The following is a 26,042-nucleotide window of genomic DNA, read 5'->3' on the forward strand; positions in this document are numbered from 1 at the left end:
GGAGTCTCTCCCTCCCGATGTCATTCTGTAGGTTCCCGCTACTTGTTCACTTTGTTATACGATTTCCATGCCTTATCCAGCGCTTTAATGACGTCATCCTGCGAGAGCTGGCCAGCATAATAGGATTGTAGCGATTTGCCTGCCTCATCCTTAACCGCCTGTGGGATGGATGGATCTTGATACGACTTGCCTGCTTTCACATATTCGGTAGCATCATTAACCCAAGGATAGCTTTTGAACGTATGCACTTTGGAGATAGGATTAAATTTCAATGCTTCATAGAACGCGCTGGAATCCTTGTCGTCCAACACATAGTTAACAAAATCGAGTGCGACCTCCTTATTCTTGCTTGTAGAGGATACAGCCAGCGAAGTCGAAGTGGACAGATTGATCAAGGTCGCATTCGGATCGTCATTAATCGGTAGCGGGGCTACTCCAAAGTCCATCTTCGGATCCGATTTTAAAATCGTTTCCGCAAACCACGGCCCCTGAATCCACATCGCCGCTTTACCTGAGGCAAAGGCCGCCGACCCATCATCCCCACCAATTTCCAGCGCCTTATCTGTACCATTACTGTTCACCAGATCAATAATATCGAACATGCTCTTCATTTCCGAGAATGAGCCTTTGTCCTGATTCATCCGTTCGATAAAATCCTTATTCTGTGTGTTCATCATTGCACCTGCAGTGAGCGGCACGAACAACTGTGGAATCCAGGATTCCTTGTAGGACAACAGGAACGGTTTCACATGATTCGCTTTCAGCTTCTCGACGACAGCCTTCATTTCGGTCAACGTTCCCGGCGGCTTCAAATCCAAATCTTTAAATATCTTTTTATTGTACAGATAGCCCCAGGAGATCGTTTCCAAAGGAACCGCTAAAACCTTGCCGTCTTGAGTTGTCACCGAGGGCTTAACGCTGTCCATCAATTTGCTGACAAATGGCTGACCGGACAAATCCTCCAAGTATCCCGCTTTGTAAAACGGTGGAATTTCATTCACCGCATGCAGTGCGAATACGTCCGGTGCATCGTTGGAAGCGAGTCTTGTCTTCAAAATTTGTGCGGCATTGTCAGCAGGCGGCATCTCCAGTTGAACGGTAACGTCGATATTTTTATCTTTCTTCTCTTTGGCTATAAATGCATTAATGTATTTATCGTAGTGTTCTTTCAAACGGGGCTGAGCAATAAACATTTTGAGATTTACGGTTTTGCCGTCTCCACTGGCACCGCTGCTGTCACTGCCTGAAGAATTCGCTCCACATCCGGCCAACAACGTGCCAACCAGCATCGTACTCAATACACCTTTCCACATCTTCATGCAAAATGACCTCCCCTAAGTTGAAAATAACGATTTTGTATACGCTTTCATTATAGGATGGGAGACCACTTCTGCCATTGGACACCGTTAGCATATTGAATTGGATTTTTTTAAACTTCCTTTCTCATTTCACCGGGGGCCATGCCAAAATGCTTTTTAAATACCCGATAAAAATAAGACACATCCTCGTACCCAGCCATCTCTGCAACGGCTTTAATTGAAATCTGTTTATTGGCCAGCCATTCCCGCGCCTTTTCCATTCTCCGTTCTACAATGTAGTCCGTTACATTCTGACCGTACTCCTGCTTAAATACCTTGCTCATATACTCTTTGCTCACAAAAAAGTTTTTTGCCAACTGCTCCAGTGTGATCGGCCCTGCATAGTAACTATCGATATACCGCCGTACCTCCTCCAAATTCAGCTTGTTTTTGTATTTCCGCTGCCGAATCAGCTGATCCAGTTCCTGAACATAGCATGACGATACGAATTCCAGCGCATGTTCTACAGAGGATAGAACAGCCTGCGAAAGCGGAAATCCACCCTTTGCCGTAGAAGTATTCAGCCCGTTATCCGCTGACAGCTCTTTCAGCAGAGAAAGCAGCTCCTGCACCAGCCTGCCCAGCATATGTGGAGTTGGTGCTCCATAACTCTCCAACTCCTGCACAACCTGTCTGCATGTTAAGTTCACCCCGTCACGATTCAGCTCATTAAAATAAAGACGCAGCAGTTGCTTATACCGGGTTAACTTGTGAAAAAACTCATAATCCAGTTCTGTTGCTTCTGGTTGCTGTTCGGCCAACTTGACCTCCAGATCGTTTTTGCATTTGAGCAGCACCGTATTCAGCTCGACAGGATTGACAGGCTTTAGCAAATAATCAACAGCCTTGTAACGGATCGCATGTTTGGCATACGCGAAGTCATCATATCCGCTCACGACAATGATTTTCACATCAGGACATTGGTTATTTAGCGCTTGCAGCAGCTCCACTCCGTCCGCACCTGGCATGTGCATGTCCGTAATCACAATATGGGGAGCTAACTCCCCGACCAGCCTGAATGCTTCATCTCCGTCCTCTGCCTCACCCACCACCACCATTCCAAGCTTTTCCCATGTGCCAAACGTCTTCAAAATATCGCGGTTCCACGGCTCATCGTCAACGATTAATACCTTGATCATACTTTGCCCTCCTCTGCTGAGGTGAATGGAATACGAATAGTGACACATGTACCGACTCCCTGCTCACTATCTATCGTCACTCCGTAATGCGCTCCAAAATTCATCCGTATACGTGAAGACACATTGCTTAATCCAATATGACTGCCCTGCGCCCAAATTGGTTCCTCCGATGCGTTTTCCAGCCTAGCTCGAACTTTTTCCAGCTTGTCGGGGGGCATACCGTTACCATTATCGCTGACCGTAATGCACACATCTTCTTTCATAATCTCCACGCGGATTGCCATTCGCCACGCCCCTGCCTTGCGATCAAGACCATGCTGAAATGCGTTTTCCAACAATGGTTGAAGCGATAGCTTCGGCAAACGAATATCCGTTGCCTGCTCTTCTGTCTCCACCTGAAATACCAATCTTTGCGGAAAACGACGCTGCTGGATGCGCATATAATGTCCCACATGATCGAGCTCTGCGCGCAGAGAGGCCATATCCTGAGGCTCCCGTACCACGTAACGGAACATCTCACTCAGCGAACGAATGACTTCATAGGTATCCTCCGGCTTTTGGGAAAACACCATACTTCCAATCATTTGCAACGTATTTTGCAGAAAATGAGGATGAATCTGCGCCTGGAGCGCTTTCAATTCAGCCGTCTTTTTTTGCAAATTGATACTGTATTCTGTCTGGATATGTTCGCGTATTCGGCCTGCCATCCCATGCAAACTTCTTTCCAGCAACCCAATCTCATCCGGTCGTATACTTGGTTCTCCAACCGGTCCCTTGATCATATCCAGTTCCTGCACCGAACGCGCCAAACGGACAATCGGGCGTGCGGTCCTCCATGCGATGAAAACGGCGATGCAAATGGAAACCAGGATTGAAATTACGCCTACGACAATACCATACAGCATGGTTGAAAAGGCACTGTGGTTAATGGAGGAAGTCGGTATGATTTTGACCAGTTTCAGTCCAACCACATCCAGATCATTGTAGAACACATAATGCTCGGCAGTTTGAAGCATCCCCGGACCCGGCTTAACGTCACGAAGAGCAGCCAGCACTCCTGCAGGAGGAGGCGATTGCCGAGCCTGCACTGGATACATAACTCTGCCATCCCTATCTGTAATCAACACTTGATGCTGATCCCATCGTCCCAGCAGACCCAGCGTCTGATCGAATTGTGACCACAGCACCTCCAATGAAATAGCCCCCGTCTGCTTCTGGTCTTCAAAACGCCGAATACTGCGTGTCAGTGTAAAGCGTTCCGGGTCAGCGGAGCTTGGTCGAATCGAATAATCCTTATTCGCTTGCCACATCTCAGCATACTGCGGGGGAATACCGCCCACTGTCGTAATTTCATTTTGCATACTATTGAAGGTGAACACGGTTTGCGATTGCTTCAAATATAGCTGAATACCGATGACATGACTCCCGGCTGAATAATACACATTCGCCAGCGTATTCAGCATTTTTCGCTGGGCATTAAATTGGCTAGAAAGATTGTCAGGCTCTCGTTCATTCAAATAATCGCTTAGATCAGGGCTGATCTGAATGCTGTAAATCAGATGATTCAGACGATCTAACTGGTCGCTGATATAAATGCCCGTCCATTTCATGTTGGACATGTTCGTCTCGACCACTTCGGTTTCCATAGACGATCTGCTTTTCTCCGCAGCCAGCACCGTGACAGCAATGACCGGCAGCACAGATAGAACAATCATCGTCAAGACTAGCTTGAGCTGAATGCTACGTCGATACGGGGCCATCAGCGCCCGAAACCAGCGGATTGCTCGGGTTGGCATAGCGATGCACTCCTCTATTCAGCCATATGCGAAAACGCCCCGCAATTCGCAGGGGCGCTTCACTTGCCGGATACTACCGGCCGATACTATATAAAATGATTCGTACGTCGGTTTCAGCTCACTATTCATCATTTACGCTTCTTCGATAATTATAACACCCCAAGGCTCCAATTGGAGCATCTGTCCTTGGGTAACCCTCTGCTCTCCGATCAGCTCCTTGCCGTCTCCGTGCGGATATATCACCGAGCCTGCTTGTTCGGAATAGTTAAAATAGTACCGGATCGTTCGCCCCAAATCATTCGTACCGGATTTGACAATGATCGGATAAGAAGCTTCCTGATCTAGTCCCCATACGCCTGCCTTTTTGGCTACAGAGCTTAATAATTCGCGGATGACCGCCGAACTGACGATACAGCCTATGTAGGTCGCCGTGCCCTGACCATAGCGATTTTGCGTAATCGCGGCATATTTGCCCCAATGCGGGTGATTATAATAAGCCAATACTTCCGCAGTCGTTGGGGTAATCAGCTCCATCCACGTATCTACCTGATTGTCCTCTGCTGCCACTTTAAAAGGATTATCCTTAAGCGTCACGTTCTTTGGCTCCACAAACAAGCTGTAATGAATGCCGCAGGCTTCGCTAATCACACCCGGCTGCTGGGAAGTTCTTACCTGCACATGCTCATTCGTAAATCCGCTTCGGGATGTGTAAACTACATGACCGCCTTGTTCGACATAGCGGTTCAGCTTCTCCAGCAGTGTATCTGGCGCAGAATAGAGGCTCGGGACGATCAAGAGATCGTAGTCATCAAACGATTCCGTACCCGGATGGATAATATCCGTCCCGATATTCAGCTTGTACAGCTCGTCATACAAACGGCGTACGATATCGTTGTAATTCAATGGACTGTTCATATTAAACTTGAACCAGCTAATGGATGTCAACGCTTCGTTGCTGACCAGGATGGCTGTTTTATTTTTCTTTTTCAAATTGACCAGATGTGGGGATAATCTCGCAAAATCCTTCCCTATCGTCTGTGCTTCCTCATACACAGGATTCGGTTCAAAATCATGGCTGAGCAGACCTTTCCAGTAGGTTTCGAAGGAATTATGAATGGAATGCCAGTGCCAGTAAGCTACCATATTGGCCCCGGAAGCCAGATGGCTGAACGCTTGCAGTCGCAATTGTCCCGGATAAGGAACCCAGTGTGTAAACGCCTGCGCCTCCGTTTCCAGCACCAGGTAATTATTCTGTTTTGTTGAACGTGCCACATCACCACCAAAGGAAATCTCAATTCCAGTCAGATCATCCTGGGATGGATGGTAAATATCTACACCTGTCACATCAAACGCTTGAGATGCAGCAAAGTGATCCACATCCGGCTGAATCCCAAAGGAATGACCTCTCCACTCAAAATCAAAATTTTGCGTAACGAATTGGTCTTCCCGCTTATATTCATTGACAAGCGCAACCTGCCAGGCCAGGAAATCCGTTACCAGCTTGCGCTGGAATTGGGAAAAGGCTGCGCCCAAGCTTCCATTAATCGTTCCGACCACCGAAGGGAAGTCCTCCCAGCTATTAATGCGATTGCTCCAGTAATCCAAGCCAAATTTGCGGTTCAGCTCATCCAGTGATTCAAACCGCTCCCGCAAATACTTCACAAATTGTAATTGCACATTGGGACCGCTCGTATGGTAATGCTTCGTCTCATTGTCTGTCTGAAAGCCGATGACCGCCGGATGCTGACTCACCCGTCCAATCAGCTTGCGTATAATTCGCTCAGCATGGAACAGGTACACCGGATTCGTAATGTCCATAATCTGGCGAGCTCCGTATTTGCCCGGCCCCTGAGGCGTTGTCGCCAATACATCGGGATGCTCCTTCACCAGCCATGTGGGCACAGCATAGGTCGGCGTGCCCACTATGACCTCAATTCCTGCCTTATGCATGGCGTCCAGCACCCGATACACAGAGGTGAAATCAAACACTCCGTTCTGTGGTTCATGCGTACTCCAAGTAGATTCGGCTATCCGCACCACGTTAATTCCCGCATCCTTCATCATTTGGATATCCTGGTCCAAACGGTCATAAGGCATATATTCATCATAATAGGCAACACCGTACAGCAGCTTTTTCATCGAGTCGTCCTCCTATAAGTTCATGGTAATTGTCATATCCCATTTCGCCTACTCCGTTTTCCATGGGATTTTTTTCGTGTTCAACTTATATAGCTTTGTTTCAAATACCGTGGCTGTTATGCGGCTTTTTCAGGGATGGAACAGATATCGTATTACCAGCAACATCCTGCTTCGTGAGATCCGCCTGCTGTTGATTTTTTTTCGCACTTGCCAGCCAGCCCTCTACGTCTTTTTCCTTAATCTTGTACAGCCATGCGAACAGGCCTGCCGTAATCAATGCTCCCACACCAGGCACTACCGCATAAAGCGCAAATATCCACGTAAGCACCTGTCCAGTCTGCGGTACATTCGGAATATAGCCGGCAAAGGCAAGCGCATAGGCAACAATTCCACTGGCTGCTGCTCCTCCCAGTTTTCCTGCAAACGTTTGGGTAGCAAAAGCGGTTCCGCTGGCACGCACCCCTTTTTTGAATGCGCCATATTCCACGCAATCGGCGGTAAACATCGGTACCATAAGCTGCGGCGCGGAACTGAACAGGCCAAAAAGAACTGCAAATACGCATACTACAATGGGGTTGCTGTAACCGATTGCAAATAAGGACAGGCCTGTAGTAAACAATCCAAGCAAGCTGATGACATTCACTTTCCACTTGCCAAATCTTTTAATAAACGGCGGTAAAATTAATGCGGTGAGCAGCTGCACACCCAAGGAAATGAACATGAGAATTGAAATATAGATAGGATTTTTCAAGTTATATAAGGCAAAGTAGCTGACGACAATCCCTTGCAGATTGGTCATGGACAGTGTCATAAACGACATCAGGTAAAATAAAAGCTGCTTGTTTTGCATGGGATACGTCACAATCTGCTTGAGCGTAACCTTCTCTTCCTTGTTGGAATAACGCTCTTTGACATTAAAGCGAGTAAAGTTCATTAAAATCAAACCTGCTACAGCAACGATTAACGCCAAAATTGGCCAGGAGATCTGATTGGCTACGGCTACCGAAGAGGAGGAGATGACCATAAATGCCAAGAAGACCATCGTCCGACCTCTGGACATTAATAGATCACGTTCATGCGTATTTTTCGTCATCAGTGTAGCCAAGCCAAACCCAGGCGCATCGCTGATCGTGTAACACATTTCCCATACCAGATACGTGACGGCAATATATATCACCTTGACGGTGAGTGACGCATCACTCGGAACGAGAAAAATAAGTACAGTAAGTATTGGCAAAATAATAGAAGCCAGATTCGTCCAGGGTTTGAACAAGCCACCCCTTAGGTTGGCCCGGTCTATGATCACACCGAAGATCGGAGCACTAAGCGCATCCCATATACGGGCTAGTACGAATAAAGTACCAATAATAGAAACAGATATGCCAACATAATCCGTATAAAATAGCATTGCAAAAGAGGCAACCAGACAGAGAATTGCGTTACTCCCCAAAAAGTAAACGTAATATGACACACGTTCTTTCGATGTTGTTTCCATAGCTCCTCCTAATTACAATATGGCATCGCTTTCAAAATCACTACATATAAGCGATTTTTTTTATGTAAAGGCTTATACTAGAACACTTGTAAGCGCTCTTTTATTATAGATAAATGTTAGGTACAATGAGATTGTCTAAGCGGTGTAAAATTTGCCCTAATCGAAGGTGATCTGATGATATTAAATCCTGATGTTGATCCAGCTCTATTCCACGATTGCCAATGGCTACCTATTATTGATTGGAATGTGAAGTTTTTTGGTGCCCATATTCATCGGGTCAAAGCGGATTGGTGCATGCCTGAGGAGTCCCATATCGGTTTTGAAATTGCACTCATTCTAGAAGGTCGTCAGGAAACGATGATGGAGAATAACGTATACTCGGTGGGGGAAGGCGATATTTTAATTATTCCGCCGGGGTTCAAGCATGTGAGTCAGTGTGTATCCCCTGATGGAATGTATTATTTTAGCACCCATTTTAATGTCGATGATCCATTGTTCCGTCAAGAGATGATTAAAAGCAATCAGCTCTTTTTCCCGGCAGGCACTGAAACCAATACCAAGCTGCAGAAAGTTGTCCATAGCTGGATCAGCATGGTGCGGGAGAACGGAGAATATACGACAGCGGACCGCTTTCGCATGCAGATTGCTTTGTTTGAGCTATTCGGGATATTCTCGCAAATGATTTCTACGGGATTGGAGCCGAGAATTGCACCTTCATCCGTTCAATATGCCAAGGCCATTATGGAAGCTATACAATCGAGGTTCAAGCCTTATCGAGAGGATGAATCTGGCGAGCAGACGTTCCGGCTTGAAGATGTGGCGGCTTCCCTTGGAATCAGTCCAGGCTATGCCCAGGAAGTGTTCCGCAAGGTTTACGGCTATTCACCACGTCACTATCTATCGGAAACCAAGCTGCATGAGGCTAAGGTGCTGATCCAGCAGCCCAATCTACCGCTAAACAAGGTAGCTTCCCTACTGGGATACTCCAGTCTGGCTCATTTCAGCAGACAGTTCAAGCGCTGGACAGGCACCAGCCCACTTAAGTACCGCCAGACGTTAAAACCGATTACTGATGAGCAGAGGAGCTAGAATAAGGAAGGATAGCAATGGCTCCACTGCGTTAATATCATATGAAAAAGAGCGCGACACCCTATATTCGGCTGTCGCGCTCTTTCTATTTTATTTTCTAATGAGTTTCATTGCCTTAATAATCTAAATTGATGGTGAAGTTCCTATCCTGCGAATCATAGCCTGATATCTCCTATGTGCTGGTGTACAACATACATCATCCCTATCAGGAATAAGGCCAAGCCCATATAACCGATACCGAATTTCCAGCGTGATGATGCGGGTACTTCGTAATAATTATCATTTTCAAACGGAATGTAGTCAATCCCACACAGCAATCTGAGCTGATACGCATCTGGGGTCGGTAGATGTTCTACACCGTTCAGCCATACATGCTGGACAAGACACTGCTGTGGCAGCAGAAGCGTATGCTCCACATCCAGACTCTCCATATATACCGTTACATATTGCTGCCCCTCCAGATCCGAGTAGGTATTAAAGGATAATCTGCGCGTATGCTCCGGTCCTGGTAGCGGATATCCTTGCTCATACAAATGCTGTACGTTAACCAGCGGCTTCTGTAATAACGACTGAACCTTGACGCCTTCTTTATTGCGTTTGACATATTTTTTGTATAAATCATAGGCAAATAGTGCCCAAATTAAGAAAAATAAAATGGATTTCAAATACACGATGACTACAATCCCACCCAGTAGACCCACCAGCCATAACCAGCGTGTCACTGCTGTAGAAATCCGTCCTCCATCAAGCGGATGAATCGGCAGCAAATTAATCAGGTTCAGGAAAAAACCGATATATGCTAGTGCATACAAAAGTGGACTGTCTGTTGCATACGCTCCTGCGTATACGGCCATAGCCCCAACTGTCCCCAATAACGGGCCGCCCATGGCCACGTAAGCCTCTGTCTGGGCATCCAAAGGCTGTCGTTTCATGGTGATTAACGCACCGAGAAATGGAATAAATAACGGTGTCGACACCGGAAGCCCCTTGCGTTTGGCAGCCAATACATGCCCCAACTCATGCACAAATAACAACAACACGAACCCAACTGCAAATCCCCACGGGTATATGATCGCATACGTGCCAATCGTAAATGCCATAGATATCAGCGCACCGCCAAATTTACTGAATTTTAAAAGGGCAAGTAACGATTTGCCTTTCAGCAGTAGCAATGCTGCTGCACTACCAAGATACCATTTGGATGAGCCGGATTTGGAATCGGTCTTATTGTCTTCTTTTTGCAAACGTATCCGTCTCCTTTCTCTAATACTTCCATTGTATCCTGCAATGTGCAGCTTGTAAAAACTTCTCTAACCCACAGATAAGCGAACTGGGGAAGCCATGTACATTATTCCGCATATTGTAGACATCCTCCAATGTCGGATGGTATATTAGGGCTGGGTTAGATACCCTATTTTGTAAAAGGAGGTTTGCTCACTCATGTGTACTCACTACATGCGTCTCAGATAAAAGGCTAGACTTCTCAATGAAGCTCAACCCGTTTTTCACATGAAGGGTTGAAGCTTGTTTAAGTTACCTTTTTTAAGACCAAATCTGAACAATGAGGTGTGTTTCATATGACTGAAAAGCGTCCCTTGACTAACCCGAATGACGTTAGCGATATATTGGCCCTTGCCCAAAGCAATGGGCTTCACATACAACATGAAGGATTGGAACTCAATGAATCCGGGCTGGATTTCCGAGCCGTATTCGCCAAAGACATCCACGATACCCCTTGGGTTCTACGTACACCGCGACGAGCAGATGTGATTCAATCTGCCGTTTACGAGCATAAGGTGCTTCGGATGATTCGTGATACTCTTCCTATAGCGGTACCTGATTGGCAAATATATAGTCCAAAGCTCATCGCCTATCCTCAGTTGGGGGGAACTCCCGCTGCTACTATTGATATGGAAACAAAAAGCTATGTATGGTTCATCAACCCTGACGCTCTGACGGATAGATTCGTTGCTTCACTCGCTAAAGCCTTAGCCGCGTTGCACCGGATAGATTACCAACGGGCAGCTGATTTCGGTGTTCGCGTAAAGCAGCACGACGAAGTTCGGCAATTAATGGCTCAGCGAATGGAAGAAACACGGCGCGTCTTTGGTGTATCCGAGGAGCTGTGGCAACGATGGCAGACGTGGCTAGCTGACGATAGCTACTGGCCGGCATATTCCGCATTTGTGCACGGCGATCTGCACCCAGGTCATATTCTAGTCTCTTCGAATACAGAGGTTACTGGAATACTAGACTGGACCGAGGCCGAAGTAGCTGATCCGGCAATTGATTTTACGAGTTACTATACTTTATTCGGAGAAGCAGAGCTTGCTCGTTTATTGAAGCTTTATGAGACAGCAGGCGGACGTGTATGGCCGCGTATGAGCGATCATATCGTCGAATTAACTTCAGCTTACCCTGTGCTTATCGCCGAATTCGCCCTTAAGTCTGGTGTGGAAGAGTATATGGATATGGCACGTAATGCGCTGGGAGTTCATGAGCAAGGAGAAGGGTTGCCCGACATATAATATAGCTATAGCCACCTGGCAGGCTTTGGTTCAATGACGGACCAAGACCTGCTTTTTTTCTTCTCTTCTTTTTCCTAAAGTTACGTTCCGCACTCCAGTGTCCTTCACCCGGTCTGTTCTGTTATCATGTAGAAAACGGAATAACTCAGGAAAGGATTACGAACCATGAGTTTTGAACTTACCCGGCGAGCGATCAGACAACTATGCAGTCAATCTGCTTATGACGACGGGGATGCCTATTATCGGGCCAAAAAGGTGGCCTTTACACAAATAGATCATAATGAAGGTGTGTATGAAGCTACAGTCAAAGGAAACGGCTTTTATGCCGTTGCTGCAATGATCCGGCCCAACGGCAGTATCCGCGCGGAATGTACCTGTAGCTCATTTCAGACCACCGGACGTTATTGCAAACATATTGCTGCTGTTCTCCTTAACGCCTATGATATACGACGTGGAAAAAGTCTATCCGTACGCTCCTATGTCTCCAGACTTCATCCCGGCACTGCCCCAGATCCAGCGGGGAGCATGGGTTCAGACGGGATGTACACATCTACAGATGCCCCCAATGAACACACTGCTAGAATTTCACGATCCTCTGGCATCACACAAGGGGATCTCCAGTTGACCGACAGTATGTTAAAACTATTCGGCCGCAAGAGACCGCTTCGCAGCACTCCTACGCTGCTGGATACTCGTGCGATCTTGGATTTTCAATTCGTCATCCGGCCTTTTGCCTACGGTTACCAAAAATATATGTTTGGATTGGAAATGAAGGCTGGACCCAAACGATTATACATCGTTCAGAAAATCCGTCCGTTTCTGGACAGTATCGACCGTGGGAATAGCTACATGTTCACGAAGAGCTTCTCTTACGAGCCTGAGCTGTACCGCTTCCGAGCTGAACATGATGCGATCCTACAGCAATTATCCCAGGTATGCCATCAGGAGCGCATGATTCGGGAAACCTCTGGTACGTATTCAGCCTCCGGCAGTCATATGAGTGGCGAGCGAATGCTTCTCATCCCGCCTGCCGCTTGGGATAGGCTGTTCCCCTTGCTGACAGCAGCACAGGGCGTCTATTTTGAAATTCACGGTAACATGAGCGAAGGTATTCCTCAGTCCGACCTGATGCTTCCGCTGCAATTTGAATTTGATGAGGCCGAATCCACAAGCGAAGGCTACCAGTTAAGCATTCAAGGATTAGATGACTTGACCATCATGGAGGACTACGGTGTCGTCATTGCCGATGGCAAGCTTGTCAAGCAGAAGGATGATTCCTTACGGCGTTTGTCCGAGTTAAAACGAATGGTCGAGGTACATCACAGACGAGCAGTCCAGATCGCACCAGAACAGATGGAAGCTTTTATGGATAAGGTCGTGCCCGGGTTAATGAAGCTCGGACGTGTCCATATGACCCGTTCTGTCTCAGAGCGGGTCGCCCAGCATCCGTTGAAGGCCAAGCTGTATCTGGACCGGGTAAGAGACAAACTACTGGCAGGATTGGAATTCCAATATGGAGACATCATCATCAACCCGTTGGAAACAGATGCACGAACGCCAGGTAACGACCGGATTCTGATACGTGATGGGGAACAGGAGCAACGGATTTTGGAACTGATGGAGCATAGCTCCTTCGCCAGAACAGACAGCGGATATTTTATGGAAGATGAAGATGCGGAGTATGACTTTTTGTACCATACGGTTCCACAACTGGAAAAGTTGCTGGACGTCTATGCCACGGGTGCAGTCAAATCGAAAATCAATAATACGCTGCCTGTCCCAAGAATACGGGCGGAGTGGGATGAACGTACGGATTGGCTTGAATTTAAATTTGATATTGAGGGTATACCGGAATCGGAAATTCGCAAGCTGCTCCAATCGTTGGAAGAAAAACAGAAATATCACCGTCTGCCGAATGGTGCCCTGCTGCCACTGGAAACAGAGGAGTACAAGGAATTAATTCGGTTCATGAACGAAACAGGTATCCGCAAAAGCGATCTGGATGCAGCGCAGATTCGAATCCCGGTCACGCAGGGTCTGTATTTAATTGATCCTCACGATCATGTAAAAAGCCTGACCTTGGGTAAAACCTTTCGCCAGCTGCTAGAAAATATACGCAATCCTGACCATCTCGACTTTCCAGTACCCGTCACGCTTGCCCCTATCTTGAGAGATTATCAGGTCTACGGTTTCCAATGGCTTAAGACCTTAGCACATTACCGTTTTGGAGGTATTTTGGCAGATGATATGGGGCTGGGCAAAACGCTGCAAAGCATTGCCTTCCTCGTTTCAGTATTGCCGGAAATTCGCAGTCAGCAGCTTCCAGCCATGATCGTGTCCCCTGCATCACTGGTGTACAATTGGCGGAATGAACTGGAGAAATTCGCCCCGCATATCCGTGTCACTATTGCAGATGGCAGCCCGGAGGAACGGAGTCGAATTATACGGGATGCTGCCAGCTATGACGTTATTATTACTTCCTATCCGCTACTGCGACGCGATGCGGATGTGTACAGCAAGCCATCGTTTCATACGCTCATTCTGGACGAAGCGCAGGCGTTCAAGAATCATGCTACCCAGACGGCACAGGCCGTTAAGGATGTACAAGCCCGTTACCGCTTTGCCCTGACAGGAACGCCAATCGAGAATACATTGGAAGAACTTTGGTCCATCTTCGACGTTGTATTTCCTGAGCTATTTCCCGGCGGAAAAAGAGCGTTTCACAACCTGCCTCGAAATGTAATTGCCAAGCGGGTTCGTCCGTTCCTGCTGCGCCGTCTGAAGAGTGATGTTCTTAAGGAACTGCCGGAGAAAATCGAAGCCGTGCAGGTATCACGCCTCCTACCAGAGCAAAAAAAGCTGTACACGGCTTATCTGGCCAAGCTCCAGCATGAAACGTTGAAGCATCTTAACGAAGAAGGATTTCAGAAAAACCGGATCAAAATTCTCGCAGGACTGACCCGACTTCGGCAGCTCTGCTGTCATCCGGGCTTATTCATCGAAGGATATACGGGAAGCTCGGCCAAATTTGAACAACTGCTGGAGATTATTACGGAATGTCTCAGCTCCGGGAAGCGGATGCTCATTTTTTCACAGTTCACCACGATGCTTCAAATGGTCGGACGTGAGCTTTCTCGTGAGGGGGTCCCCTACTTTTACCTGGATGGACAGACTCCCGCCCCCGAACGAGTCGAGCTGTGCAGTCGCTTCAACGAAGGAGAACGCGAGCTGTTCCTGATTTCCCTCAAGGCAGGAGGTACGGGTCTGAATCTCACTGGTGCAGATACCGTCATTCTGTATGACCTGTGGTGGAATCCCGCTGTAGAGGAGCAGGCTACCAACCGCGCACACCGAATGGGCCAGAAAAAAGTGGTGCAGGTTATTCGGCTCATCGCCCAAGGTACGGTAGAGGACAAAATGTATGAGCTACAGCAAAAAAAGAAAAATCTGATCGACCAGGTCATTCAGCCGGGGCAAGAAAGCCTTTCAGCACTGACCGAACTGGAAATTCGTGAGCTGCTCATGATCTAAACAGCTCTTCCACGCTTATTTTTACACTAATGACATTCAGATACCAAAAGGTCCAATGAGGGTGGAAATCTTCCCGCATTGGACCTTTTGGTGTTCCGTATGTGATTGTCCAGCTTAAACCGATTCATCCTGTTGGAGTACTCTAGGTTCGATGGGAACCAGATTAGACTCAATCTCGGCGCGCTGAGGCTCATACCATTCAGGCAGCATCAGCTTGTGCCCCAACTCATTCAATTCCTCATCCACCGTAAATCCGGGCGGATCGGTTGCGATCTCGAATAGAATACCGCCTTGCTCGCGGAAGTATACGGCATTGAAGTATTGGCGATCTACAATGCCACTGGTCCCAAAACCATGCTGACGAACCCACTCGTCCCACGCCTGATGCTCAGTATCGTCCTGCGCGCGCCACGCAATATGGTGAACCGTACCGGCGCCGCCGTTCCCCCATGGTACATCTTTGACCGGAATGTCGATCAGGTTGCCTAGATCCCCAGTCGTCTGATAACGGATATAGCCTGCATCTGCGTCTTCTCCGATGGGAGTCATGCCCAGAACATTCTCCAGCACGCCGTGGGTGTGCTTGGAATCCGCACTGTAGAGCACTGCTCCTCCAAAGCCCTTGATCGCTTTATCTGTAGGCACGCCTCCGGCTGTCCACGTATTCACCGGGCCTTCCTCGCGCTCCACCAGTTCCAGATGCAAGCCCTCATTGTCTCGGAACTGGATGAATGACTCGCCAAAACGAGTAGCCTTCGTGAAGGATACCTTTAAGCTGTGCAGACGGTTTTCCCAGTAATCCATTGAGCCCGGCGGCACAACATACGTCGTAATCCCGACCTGTCCGCCTCCAATTTTACCCTTGCGTGTACCCGGAGCCGGAAAAAAGGTAATGATCGTGCCCGGGCTGCCTTTTTCATTCCCAAAATACAAGTGATATACTTCTGGAGCGTCAAAGTTAATTGTCTTTTTGATCAATCTCAAACCAAGCACACCTGCGTAAAAATCAACATTGCCCTGTGGATCGCCTGCAAAGGACGTAATATGGTGAATTCCAGCGGTTTTCAAAGACATCTCAATCACTCCTTAATGAACATGATGATTTACAAATTTCAAAATCCATTGTAGCTAACAAACTGTCCAACCGGCTTGCGATATCCTCTTGCCCGTTGCCCCGATTCGTCCTCTTTCCCCAAGGTGATCATCATTACAGGCACAAATTGCTCGGGGATATTCAATACTTCCTGCACCTTCGCCGGGTCAAAACCGATCATTGGGCAAGTATCCCAGCCTTTGTCCTTGGCAATCAACATAAATTGCATAGCCGACAGGCTGGCATTACGAATCGCTTCTTCTCTCTGGAAGACAGGTCCCCGCTCGCGATAAAACTGAGTTACCGATTCTACGGTGCTATCATATTCCTGCTTGCTCAGAACACCCAAATTCAGGAACCCTTCGTTGAGGTCAGCTACCTTGGTATAAGCCTCTGTATCACCCAGCACTACAATAGTGGCCGAAGCGGTTAATATTTTATACTGCTTACTTGCCTCATCATGCAGCCTTTGTTTGATCTCTGCATCCTGCACTACGATATAACGCGCATGCTGTAAATTAAAAGCCGATGGAGCAAACTTCACCAGCTGAAATATCTCTTCCAGTTCTTTTGCATCTATAGTAACATCAGGAATAAATTTAGAAGCCGATCTTCTCTCTTGAATAACATTCACCAGTTCGCTCATATTCAGTTCCACTCCTTGATATTATTTTCAAATAAATTATCTTTAAATTAAGAATATATCTTTAGTGGTTTTCTGTCAAGTAAAACTATAAAAGTGTTACTAAGGGCTTCACCAGCCCTTTATAGATCCGTAGCCCGTATCCTCATCGTAATCGCTTCGCGTTGCGCTTTGGTTAAGCTTTTGAAGACCAGCTCATACGAATGGTCGATCATGCTGTACAAATCCTCCAACGGAAAGCCATTATCAACCTCTACCGTATTCCAATGCTTTTTATTCAAATGATAGCCTGGCTTAATTGCCTTGTTCTGCTGACGCAGGTTTTCTGCAATGACCGGATCACATTTCAGGGATACGTGGCTAACGCCATCTTTTTCAGTCAGGAGAGCAAACATCTTGCCCCCTACCTTTAGTACCAGGGGATCAGCTCCAAATGGATAATCCTTAACGGCCTCTTTTTGGCTCAGACCATACGCTACAATTTGCTCAAACACCAGCCTTCTCTCCTCTGCTCCAGTTTTTGTTCTATGAACCTACCTATTTGCGCCCTATTATATCACCTTCATTACGCTACATATACACTAAGTCCGTGCTACATTTAGGGGAACTGTGCTAAAGGTAAATCATTATGGATACCGTCACACACTGTTCGGATTGGCTTTATATGGGACAGGAACCTGATATTCTGGTATACTTCCCTGAGAGGCTGTATCGATATATTCGAACGGTACTCTGGTAAGGTGTAATTTAATAAGTATAAGCGTGAGCCTATGGAGGTGAACTCGTTGGATTTTGCTCTGATCCGAAAGGACCGAGACAAAAGAACGGTCGCAAATTGACTCTTTTTTTGCCTTTCGGACCTTTTCAGCAATGTGCTGGAAGGTTTTTTTGTTTTCCAAAACCAAGGTAGGAAAGGATTTGAATGTATCATGACAAACTCGAAGGCGCTTAATGTTTTGCAACTAAAGGAAATGAAACAAAAAGTAAAGGCAGGTACCCTAGGATGCGGTTTCTAGTTGTGGGTGCAGGAGCTATTGGAGGCTATTTTGGGGGACGCCTGGTTCAAAAGGGAGAAGATGTAACCTTTCTCGTGCGCCCTTCCAAAAAGCTTCATTTGGCAGAAAACGGTCTGACGATTCAAAGTGTGCACGGAGATTTTCAGACACCGATCCAGGCTATTACCTACGGTGAAGCTGCTGAGCCATTTGACTGTATTATTCTCGCGGTCAAAGCGTACCATCTGCCTCTATTGCAGCCCGACCTTGCGGCTTATATCGGCAAAGATACCATGATTCTTCCTTTACTTAACGGTTATGAACATTTTGAATCTTTGCGCGAATATTTCGGAGCTGAAAAAGTGCTGGGTGGGCTTTGTTATATCGAAACGACGTTAAATCACAAAGGCACTATCGTTCAGACAAGCCCGTTCCATCGCATTGTTTTTGGGGAATGGGATGGAGCAAATTCAGAGCGTACGCAACTATTATGTAGCCATCTTGATCATGCAGGCTTCACCGTCACACACAGTCATGACATTCAGCGTGAAATTTGGCAGAAGTATATATTTATTGCCAGCATGAGCGGAATCACAACCCTCATGGGTAGCTCCGTCGGAGCTATACTCGCCACACCCGAATCGCGTGCAATCTATGAAAAGCTACTGCATGAGATCGTCACACTCGCACGCAACGCCGATATGCCTATTCATTCAGAAATGGAAGCTCATACGCTAAAAACGATGGATTCCTTAAAGCCTGAGATGATGTCTTCCATGCAACGTGATATGCAGAAAAATCTACCGGTTGAAGCAAGCCATCTGCATGGTGCACTTCTGGCATTGGCTTCTGGCAGTAATGTCTCATATCCGATACTTGAAACGGTGTATGCCCGTTTAAAGGTCTATGAGAGCTTATTGAACACTTCTAACATTTAGATAACTGATGAATACCTGCCGTTGAATACGTAGTAGGTGGCCATCCGAAAAAGCAGATCCTTCTATGATGAAGGATCTGCTTTGAATTTTTCTATGCCTGTCCTCTGCATGCTTGCTCAAGCCCTTGAAGTAATGCTTCCAGCTCCTGTCTAGTTTCAGCATTTGTTATGGTGCCCTCTTGATTCAACTTCAATGTGATATGCGGAATAATGACCTTTCCATTTTCCACAATCTCTGCATTGATCATTTGCAATGTGAGCAACAGCGAAGCATGAGCCAGGTTACCGCCCATAGGGGACGGCGAAGCGCTAATGACCGCTGTAGGCTTATTTACAAATTCACCTGAAGATACGAGCCAGTCCAAGGCATTTTTCAAAGCACCCGGCACACCATTCCCATATTCCGGCGTACAGATCAGCACTCCATCGGCTTGTTTCAATTGCTCCCGTAGCTCTCTTACGGAAGCTGGCCCCTCCTCTACATCCAAGTCAGGATTAAAATGGGGCAGATCCCCCAATCCATCATAAACTATGAATGATATATTTTCAGAAGCCAATCCAATAGTAGCCTTCATAAGCGCGGTATTGGAAGACTTTTGACGAAGGCTCCCCGATATAGCCAATACCTTAATCTTTTGTTCCATCCATCTCATCTCGTTTCTTTTCACTTGATCTAATCTTGATACTCAGTGTACTACAAAAGTTGGCCAGTAAGATGAGATAACGGGTAAAACAATAGATATACTGCCGCAAACAAGTGTGTTGTGATTACTCCGTCTTTTATCGAAAGCGACCGCGAAAAAGTGTCGGACAAATATCTAGTAAATAAACTATTAAATTCGATTTAAATAAATTGGACTGGTTATTTGTGTCGGGATTGGTCCTTTAGGAAAGTCCAATGGATATTTATAATTTATGAAGTTAACAATTCATTACGTTTCATTTCAGTCATACATTTTTATTGAGTGTATTTGGAGGGACAAGCAATGTGGTTTGCATACGCAGTAGGGGCTGCTTTTTTCTTTGGCTTACGAGGCATTCTTTACCAATGGACTTCTCAACGAACAATTAATCGAGATCTAATGTTTATTGGTGTATATATCTCTAGTGCAATTTTAGCTTTAATCATAAACTTATTTGTTAATCAAATATGGAGTAACGAAGTTTGGTTTGGTGTTTTAATGGGCGTCTTCTCTTTTTTGGCCAACACATTTCTGTATAAGGGATATGCTGTGGGGAGGGCTTCAGTCATTGCATTTTTTTCTGGATTGACGCCTGTAATTGTTGTCCTTTTAGCTGCATTACTTTGGGCAGAAAAGCTGAGTCCCGTGCAATTGGTTGGATTCTGTATCATAATCCTTTCTCTGCTCATCATCAGATATAAAAGAGATCTACAGGAAGGTACGTATCAAGGCTGGCAGTTTGGTTTATTGGCGATCATTTTTTATAGCTTTACGGACTTATCATCAAAACAAGCTTTACTAAATGGTGTTTCTATCCTACCACTCCTAACATTGATGTTTGCAACAAGCAGTATATTATTTTCTGGAGCTTTCCTAATTAATTTTAGTGGACAAAGACCTTTTTCAATTCAAGTAGGAATTAATAAACAAAGAGAAATTGTGAACCGTTGGACCCTTTCTAAAACCTTATGCTTAGGAATAGGAGTTGGTCTTGTAAATGTTTTAGCCATGGTACTTAAACTTGCTGCTTTTAATAATGGGGTTACCGGGGTTGTTTCTGCAATTATCGCCTTGAGTGTTGTTGTAGTATTGCTATATGCTCGTTTCTATCTGAAAGAATCAATGAGTAGAACGGAAATGTGCGGTGTAATCATAGCTATAATCGGAATCATAGTTGTAATATGGATGTGAAAATTTAAAGGAAGTAAAACGTACCGTTGGACTCCTCCTGAACGATGATGAGCGTCAGCCAGCTTTTCCATGAATAAAATGAGGAATACCAGGAAATCAAAAAATGCCTGCGGCTTCGCAGGCATTCGTCATGAAAAATCAATGGTCACTACTATGTTCGTATCTGTCGTAAATAGATTAGGTATCCTTCTCTTGCTTGCGTTGTACCCCGATCAGGTCAAGGAAGAAAACAAACAACGGAATACCTACAATCAAGCCCCACACCCCAATCAGATGCTCAGAGAAGATCAATACAACAAAGGTAAAGAAGATCGGTAAATTAGTTTTGGATGACATCAGCTTCGGGTTCAGGAAATAGGCTTCAATCGCATGAATAACTACGATCAGAATAACCAAGTAAATCACATAATTGATTCCCCCGACGCTAAAAGCAATCAGACCGAGCGGGATCAGGGAAATGAATACACCCGCCACTGGCACCAACCCCAACAAGAATATAATGAGCGCGAGGCCGAGCAGATTGGGAAAACCCATAATCCAAAGAGCCGTCGTCGTCAATATACAGTTGATGAGTGAAATCAATAGCTGAGCTTCCAGCACCTTCCCGAATGTACCCAGAAACATGCGTCCAAAATGGCCCACTTCCTTGAAGAACCAACCCAGCTTACTATCCACAAACGTAGCTGTAAAGCGTGTAATATAGGACTTTTCCATCAGGAAGAACAAGCTCAGAATAATTGATACCAGCAGTTGTGTTCCCAGTTGGCTAATTTTCATTACCGCATTCCAGCCAGGCTCAAATAACCGCTGAACATTGAGCGTGTCCATAAATTCAATAATCGTTTCGTTCCATTGGTTACGATCAGGATACATGTAAGCTTGCTGTATCATGAGATACACCTGCTTGACCTGTACGCTGATTAGCGGCACCATTCGGTAAACTCCCCACACGATAATCAGAATCAGCAACCCGTATACCAGTAGCAGCACAATCATAGGCGGCACATTGGCGAACCGCTTGATCAGCTTATTCACACCGTTATATATGCTGCCAATCAAAATCGTAAGCAGCAGTGTTAACAAAATAATATTCATCATGCTTCTTAACATGAAGAGCAGTAAAACGATTATCGCAAGGACGGCTGCCCGCCTGACGCCCGCATGATTCATCCAGTTTCTTACCATTCGTCTTTATTCCCTCTCTCCCACTTGACTGTCACCCTTGCAATCTTCCTCGGCATCAACTTTCTCTCTTTAACAACTTACTGTTAGCAATCAATAGAGAACCTACCATGACTAGGATAGCAATGGACCACCAGAATGTATTTTTAGCATCATCATGGTCCACAATAATGAGCCTGATGACGGCCGTAATCCCAATATAGATGAAATAACGTAATGGAAAATGAAAATTGGTTTTAAAGTACTTAACGATTAATGCAATGAATTCAAAATACAAAAAGAATACAAGCAGTTCTTCCGTGAATTCATAGTAATTTTTGTCGTCTTCTGTAGACAAGAACACATATGAAAATATGGCCCATGTTTCTTTTAGAAGTAAGAAGCTTAAAATCAGCCCGACCAGAAACAGCGAGATATTCAAGATCATTTGCAGAAAACCAGGTAACTTTTCAATATACTTCATTAATGCATTCAATACAGATCCCCTCACTGGTTGTACAGGTTCTTTTATTTATATTATCGGTGCAATACGTGAAAAATGCTACATTACTTTTGCGGTCACCTTAATGAAAGTTTATATTGGCCCCGGCAATGTAACCAATGGAGATAAAGATCAGTGTCCATACCAGAGAACCGGCGCTGGCCACCAGCATATATTTTCGTACAGGCATCGCGCTAATCCCCGACAAATAGCTTGTCGCATGTCTGACTCCTGGAATAAAATAACCGAACAAAATGGTCCACAACCCAAAGCGCGCAAACCACCCTTTTACCTTTGCAAACCGCTTTGGTGTCAGTCCCACCCACTTGCCGTGCTTATCTACCAGCGGCTGACCCAGCTTTTTGCCTAGCGTGTAGCTGATCATCATCCCTGTCATCGCCCCAATGAAACTGACTAATATAGACACGGAATAATTCAGTACCATGATATAGGATAGGTAGCCGACAAACACCATAATAATTTCATCAGGAACGGGTAGCCCTATAATTCCAAGGGCAAGCAGTGCAAAAATAGCAATATATCCGTATTGTGTAATCATGCTGATGGCCCATTCCATAGAGGCGCCACCTCCTGACCGATTATTTTTTGAAGGACGGGAAGGGAATACGGCTAACCATCAGGAACGACAGCACTACCATGAGTGCCAGCAACAATCCCGGCTTCAAATGCTCACTCCATAAAAACATAAAGGACAAAATCACGCCCGCAGCTGTAATGGGCATACCCACAAAGCCTTTGCTAAAAGCCATCAGGTTGAATCTCGCCAACCTCACCGCACCGCATATCACAAACAACACGGCTACAAGCGGTCCTATCCAGTGGGTATCTCCCAGCTTGTACTGCAAGATTAGAAAAGCAGGAGCAACACCAAATGAGACCACATCCGCCAGTGAATCAAGTTGCTTGCCAAAATCACTGGAGCAATGCAGCAGCCTTGCCAGCAAACCGTCCAGTACATCCCATAAAGCAGCCACTACCACGAGGGTAAAGGCGGTCATATATTGCTCATGAATCGTGAAGTATAGGGATAGGACCCCTGCCCCCAGGTTTGCAAGTGTGCAAAGTGAGGGCAACCAATTCCATTTCATACTTGTTAACTCCTTTGCCATAGCTTAGCCTCCGAATATAACGACAAAACGGACGCCGTCCTTGGTATTCTCCGCCATATAGCGGAATTCGTGTAAATCCAGAATTCGTTTAACGATCGATAGCCCGAGTCCTGTCCCACCTGTCTGGCGGCTGCGGGAGAGCTCGGCCCGGTAAAAACGATTCCATATCAGCTCCAACTGATCGTCTGGGATGGTCTCCCCCTTATTTTCAATGGAAAACGTATTGACTTCCCCAGAGCCTTCGATACGAATCGTGATCGAGCTTCCTTCCTCAGCATGCCGTATGGCGTTGACAACAAAGTTGATAATCACCTGTTCCATCCATCCTATATCGGCATGAATCGGCAGCTCATTGGCAGGAATAATGACCACTTCCAGCTGCTTCTCCTTCAACAGATGGAATAGCTTATCCACAACCTCCTCCACCAGCTCGCTCAAAATAAAGGTCGTTTTGCGAAGCTTGAGGGTTCCAGATTCCAATTTGGCAAGGTCCAGCATATCCTTGACCAATCGCTCCATTTTGTCCGCTTCCTCTACAATGACTTTCATATAATGGTCCTGCTTCCCGGCGCTGACTCCATCTTGCAGTCCTTCTGCAAACCCTTTGATAATACTTAGCGGGGTTTTCAGCTCATGAGAAGCATTGGCAAAAAAGTCTTGTTGTACAGCCTCCATTCTCTGCTTCTGTTCCATGTCCTCGACCAATTGCTGATTGGCCTCCTGAAGCTCACGCAAAGCTGTGTCCAGGTTCTGGGACAGGGTATACATGCTGTAGGACAGGCTACCCAGCTCATCATTCTGCCGGATTGGCGTATGGGCTGTAAAATCGAGCTTGGCCATCCGCTTGGCGGTATTATTCAAAGTAATGAGCGGACGGGTTACCATTCGGGAATAGAACAGGGACAAAATCAGAATGAGTGCAAATCCGCCGATCCCCAGATACAGATAAAACCAGCGTAGAGCCTCATTCGTCTCACTGATTTCCTGCAACGATGTCACAGTGAACAAGAGGTCGATCTCGCCTGTGCTCTGACGAACAGGATGGACGATAATGGCATTTCGTACCCCTGTCCAAGGTTCCGTCCACTCTTCCTCCAACACCTCGAAATTTTTAAGCTTCCCCAGATGCTCTTGGGATAAAGGAAACCATTCCTCCAGCGCACTATACAGCAGACCTTGGCGCTGACTCCATGTTTTCAGATCCGGCAGCACAATCTCTGTCACCGTACCGGACAGTCTTACACTGTCATCTGTGCTTGTCTCATCTGAAATTGATCCTATATTTTTGAAACCAAGCTTCTGTATGCCTGATGGATAAATTAAATAGGCAGAGGAGATGCCGTCAGTTCCCAACATCTCACCTTCAACGGTCACCGTGTCACCAGGCTGAATCCGCGCAGCTCTCAGTTCATCTCCGTATTCGCTCATAAACAGAGACAACGATATTTTAACGATTTTACCATCTGCTTTTCTGAGATTGATATGAAACGCATCATCCAGCTTTACTTTGCCGTCCAGCGTTACAATCGCCAACTGGTTTTTATTCTGAAGCATAAAACGAGCTGCCTCACGCGAAACCCTGCCAGACCCCCAAGCTTCCTGGACATAACTTTGACCGAAGCTTTGCAAACGACTTTCCACACGCCCAATCTTCTGTTTCTGATAAAAATTTTCAAAAAACAGCAATTGACTTAAAATCACCATTCCGTAAAAACACAGGAAAAACACAACCGTCATAATGAACAACTTAAAGGTAACTCCCCGTTTGTTCATTCTTCCTCCTCGAACCTGTAGCCTGTACCAAAAACCGTGCGGATATGGCGTGATTCACGGCCCAGCTTACTTCTCAGCTTTTTGATATGCGTATCAACAACTCGTGTGTCCCCTTCAAAGTCGATACCCCACACCCGGTTCAGTATCGCCTCTCGTGAAACAACTATGCCTTTGTTATGTATAAGCAGCCGCAGCAGCTCATACTCCTTGGGCGTCAGCTCAACTTCCGCCTGATCCACTTCAAGCCGATGAGCCATCGTGTTGAGCATAGCACTGCCGAACCGCAAAATATGCGACTCCGGCTGCACATGTCCCTCTACCCGTTTCATCAGCGCGTTCGCGCGAGCAATCAGCACCTTGGGGCTGAAAGGCTTGGTCACGTAGTCATCTGCCCCCAGCTCAAAGCCCAATATTTTATCATCATCACCGGATTTGGCCGTCAGCAAAATAATCGGTACACCTGAATGGCTGCGTACCTGACGGCATACTTCCCAACCATCCAGCTCAGGCATCATAATATCGAGTATAATGAGTTCCGGCTGCACCGAATCAAACCAGAGGAGTGCATCTTTTCCATTGCCTGCTTCATAGACTTCCCAATTATTTTGTTTAAAATAATCCGCAATCACTTCACGAATACGTATTTCATCCTCCACGAGAAGAACTCTTTTATTCAAATCGACTTCCCTCTTTCGGTCATTCTAGGACAACAGCATATCAAAGAGATGTGTACTTTATGTGTTCTCGCCACTTCTTATTTACGGAAACTTCTCATCCGCAAATTTCACCTTGGATAAGGGCAAATTTGTCTTCGCTCAGACCATCTCTTCCCCTACGATCCTACCCTATAATGAGTAGA

At 46.2% G+C, this 26,042-nt stretch carries 21 protein-coding genes; 5 read left to right on the plus strand and 16 right to left on the minus strand.

Annotated features, from left to right (window positions below; genetic code table 11):
- Positions 1-38: 38 nt before the first annotated feature.
- From MMB75_RS22215 to MMB75_RS22235, 5 genes are all read right to left on the minus strand, one after another.
- Positions 39-1,319 carry an ABC transporter substrate-binding protein gene (locus MMB75_RS22215; protein WP_277510843.1) on the minus strand — a complete coding sequence of 427 codons (1,281 nt, stop codon included), beginning with the start codon at positions 1,317-1,319 and terminating at the stop codon, positions 39-41.
- Positions 1,320-1,429: 110 nt separating this feature from the next.
- Positions 1,430-2,497, minus strand: a complete 1,068-nt coding sequence (locus tag MMB75_RS22220) for a response regulator transcription factor (protein WP_102999231.1) — start codon at positions 2,495-2,497, stop codon at positions 1,430-1,432.
- Entirely contained in the window at positions 2,494-4,293 is a 1,800-nt protein-coding gene (locus tag MMB75_RS22225) for a sensor histidine kinase (RefSeq protein ID WP_277510848.1), read from the minus strand. The genes MMB75_RS22220 and MMB75_RS22225 overlap by 4 nt, the downstream gene beginning before the upstream one ends.
- 132 nt (positions 4,294-4,425) lie before the next feature.
- Positions 4,426-6,432, minus strand: a complete 2,007-nt coding sequence (locus MMB75_RS22230) for a beta-galactosidase (protein WP_277510850.1) — start codon at positions 6,430-6,432, stop codon at positions 4,426-4,428.
- Positions 6,433-6,532: 100 nt separating this feature from the next.
- Positions 6,533-7,927 carry a glycoside-pentoside-hexuronide (GPH):cation symporter gene (locus tag MMB75_RS22235; protein ID WP_277510853.1) on the minus strand — a complete coding sequence of 465 codons (1,395 nt, stop codon included), beginning with the start codon at positions 7,925-7,927 and terminating at the stop codon, positions 6,533-6,535.
- A gap of 174 nt (positions 7,928-8,101) precedes the next feature.
- On the opposite strand from MMB75_RS22235, the gene MMB75_RS22240 reads away from it, so the two are divergent.
- Entirely contained in the window at positions 8,102-9,016 is a 915-nt protein-coding gene (locus MMB75_RS22240) for an AraC family transcriptional regulator (protein ID WP_016819399.1), read from the plus strand.
- 155 nt (positions 9,017-9,171) lie between these two features.
- Here the strand turns inward: MMB75_RS22240 and MMB75_RS22245 are convergent, their stop codons facing one another.
- On the minus strand, positions 9,172-10,260 hold the full coding sequence (locus MMB75_RS22245) for a site-2 protease family protein (RefSeq protein WP_016819400.1): 1,089 nt from the start codon (positions 10,258-10,260) through the stop codon (positions 9,172-9,174).
- A gap of 333 nt (positions 10,261-10,593) precedes the next feature.
- Here MMB75_RS22245 and MMB75_RS22250 point away from each other — a divergent pair, with 333 nt between their 5' ends.
- A complete protein-coding gene (locus MMB75_RS22250; protein ID WP_016819401.1) occupies positions 10,594-11,544 on the plus strand; it encodes a macrolide 2'-phosphotransferase in 951 nt (316 codons plus the stop codon).
- Positions 11,545-11,709: 165 nt separating this feature from the next.
- Positions 11,710-15,075: a DEAD/DEAH box helicase gene (locus MMB75_RS22255; protein WP_277510861.1), complete on the plus strand. Its 3,366-nt coding sequence runs from the start codon at positions 11,710-11,712 to the stop codon at positions 15,073-15,075.
- 114 nt (positions 15,076-15,189) lie between these two features.
- Here MMB75_RS22255 and MMB75_RS22260 read toward each other — a convergent pair whose 3' ends face one another.
- The 3 genes from MMB75_RS22260 to MMB75_RS22270 form a co-directional block, all read right to left on the minus strand.
- Positions 15,190-16,149: a ring-cleaving dioxygenase gene (locus MMB75_RS22260; protein ID WP_277510863.1), complete on the minus strand. Its 960-nt coding sequence runs from the start codon at positions 16,147-16,149 to the stop codon at positions 15,190-15,192.
- A gap of 38 nt (positions 16,150-16,187) precedes the next feature.
- Positions 16,188-16,814, minus strand: a complete 627-nt coding sequence (locus tag MMB75_RS22265; RefSeq protein WP_019686089.1) for a nitroreductase family protein — start codon at positions 16,812-16,814, stop codon at positions 16,188-16,190.
- Positions 16,815-16,933: 119 nt separating this feature from the next.
- Positions 16,934-17,305, minus strand: coding sequence for an MmcQ/YjbR family DNA-binding protein (locus tag MMB75_RS22270; RefSeq protein ID WP_103042166.1), 372 nt, complete (start codon positions 17,303-17,305; stop codon positions 16,934-16,936).
- A gap of 509 nt (positions 17,306-17,814) precedes the next feature.
- On the opposite strand from MMB75_RS22270, the gene MMB75_RS22275 reads away from it, so the two are divergent.
- A complete protein-coding gene (locus MMB75_RS22275) occupies positions 17,815-18,744 on the plus strand; it encodes a ketopantoate reductase family protein (RefSeq protein WP_103042165.1) in 930 nt (309 codons plus the stop codon).
- A gap of 91 nt (positions 18,745-18,835) precedes the next feature.
- Here the strand turns inward: MMB75_RS22275 and MMB75_RS22280 are convergent, their stop codons facing one another.
- A complete protein-coding gene (locus tag MMB75_RS22280; protein WP_113050195.1) occupies positions 18,836-19,396 on the minus strand; it encodes an NADPH-dependent FMN reductase in 561 nt (186 codons plus the stop codon).
- Between the two features lie 333 nt (positions 19,397-19,729).
- Between MMB75_RS22280 and MMB75_RS22285 the strand changes: the two genes are divergently transcribed.
- Positions 19,730-20,617 (plus strand): EamA family transporter, encoded by an 888-nt coding sequence (locus MMB75_RS22285; RefSeq protein ID WP_277510872.1) that lies wholly within the window; start codon positions 19,730-19,732, stop codon positions 20,615-20,617.
- 177 nt (positions 20,618-20,794) lie between these two features.
- Here MMB75_RS22285 and MMB75_RS22290 read toward each other — a convergent pair whose 3' ends face one another.
- The 6 genes from MMB75_RS22290 to MMB75_RS22315 all read right to left on the minus strand — a co-directional run bounded on the left by MMB75_RS22290 (position 20,795) and on the right by MMB75_RS22315 (position 25,860).
- Complete coding sequence (locus MMB75_RS22290) at positions 20,795-21,802, minus strand: AI-2E family transporter (protein WP_013369319.1); 1,008 nt, start codon at positions 21,800-21,802, stop codon at positions 20,795-20,797.
- 55 nt (positions 21,803-21,857) lie between these two features.
- Positions 21,858-22,274, minus strand: coding sequence for a phosphate-starvation-inducible protein PsiE (psiE, locus tag MMB75_RS22295; protein ID WP_016819410.1), 417 nt, complete (start codon positions 22,272-22,274; stop codon positions 21,858-21,860).
- An 88-nt stretch (positions 22,275-22,362) separates the two neighbouring features.
- Positions 22,363-22,857, minus strand: a complete 495-nt coding sequence (locus MMB75_RS22300) for a DedA family protein (protein ID WP_277510879.1) — start codon at positions 22,855-22,857, stop codon at positions 22,363-22,365.
- Positions 22,858-22,879: 22 nt separating this feature from the next.
- Positions 22,880-23,389: a CDP-diacylglycerol--serine O-phosphatidyltransferase gene (gene pssA / locus MMB75_RS22305; RefSeq protein ID WP_045245152.1), complete on the minus strand. Its 510-nt coding sequence runs from the start codon at positions 23,387-23,389 to the stop codon at positions 22,880-22,882.
- Positions 23,390-23,413: 24 nt separating this feature from the next.
- A complete protein-coding gene (locus tag MMB75_RS22310) occupies positions 23,414-25,183 on the minus strand; it encodes a sensor histidine kinase (protein WP_257126657.1) in 1,770 nt (589 codons plus the stop codon).
- Entirely contained in the window at positions 25,180-25,860 is a 681-nt protein-coding gene (locus tag MMB75_RS22315) for a response regulator transcription factor (protein ID WP_016819414.1), read from the minus strand. Before MMB75_RS22315 ends, MMB75_RS22310 begins: the two co-directional genes overlap by 4 nt.
- Between the last annotated feature and the right edge of the window lie 182 nt (positions 25,861-26,042).

Origin of the sequence: Paenibacillus sp. P2(2022), from assembly GCF_029522175.1 — a bacterium.
Lineage (GTDB): Bacteria > Bacillota > Bacilli > Paenibacillales > Paenibacillaceae > Paenibacillus > Paenibacillus polymyxa.